Below are 1,115 nucleotides of genomic sequence, written 5' to 3' on the forward strand. Positions count from 1 at the left end.
GCTCGATCCGAAGAAAGTGTCGGAGTTGCCGCCGCCATTACCCCTGTACGAAACCTTTGTGTATTCGCCCACCATGGAAGGCATTCACTTGCGCGGTGGGCCGGTGGCCCGTGGCGGCCTGCGCTGGTCCGACCGGCGCGAGGATTTCCGCACCGAGGTGCTGGGCCTGGTCAAGGCGCAAATGGTCAAGAACGCCATCATTGTGCCGGTGGGGGCCAAGGGCGGTTTTGTGGTGAAAGGCGGTACGCCGGGTGACCGGGAGGCGTGGCAACAGCAAGGTATTGCCTGCTACAAGGAGTTCATCCGTGGCCTGCTGGACATCACCGACAATCGCGAAGGCGACGCGATTGTGGCGCCGGAGCAGGTGGTCCGCCACGACGGGGATGATCCCTACCTGGTAGTGGCGGCGGACAAGGGCACCGCGACCTTCTCGGATATTGCCAATGGCCTGGCCGATGAATACGGCTTCTGGCTGGGCGATGCGTTTGCCTCTGGCGGCAGTGCCGGTTACGACCACAAGCAAATGGGGATTACGGCACGGGGCGCGTGGGAAAGCGTCAAGCGTCACTTCCGGGAACAGGACAAGGATATCCAGACGCAGCCGTTTACCGTGGTGGGGATCGGCGACATGGGCGGCGATGTGTTTGGCAACGGCATGCTGTTGTCGGACCAGATTCAATTAGTCGCGGCCTTCAATCACCTGCACATCTTTATTGACCCAAACCCGGACCCGGCGGCCTCCTTTGCCGAGCGCCAGCGCCTGTTCACCACCAGGGGCGCCACCTGGGATGATTTCGACCGCGAGGCCATGTCCGAGGGCGGCGGTGTCTGGTCGCGCAGCGCCAAGAGCATCGAGCTCAGTGAGCTGGCCTGCCAGGCGCTGGGTATCAGTGAACGGACACTGACCCCGGCCGAATTGATCATGGCGATTCTCAAGGCGCCGGTGGAACTGCTCTGGAACGGCGGTATCGGCACCTATGTAAAAGGCAGCAACGAAAGCCATGCCCAGGTCGGCGACCGGGCCAATGACGCCATCCGCGTGAACGGCAAGGAACTGCGCTGCCAGGTCGTGGGTGAGGGCGGTAACCTGGGGCTCACGCAACTGGGGCGCATTG

At 62.9% G+C, this 1,115-nt stretch carries 1 protein-coding gene; it reads left to right on the forward strand.

Annotated elements, in window-relative coordinates; all coding sequences use genetic code 11:
- A partial coding sequence (locus tag A3730_RS28775) for an NAD-glutamate dehydrogenase domain-containing protein (protein WP_197477738.1) occupies window positions 1–1,115 on the forward strand: 1,115 nt, incomplete at both ends.

This window comes from Alcanivorax sp. HI0044, assembly GCF_001634945.1.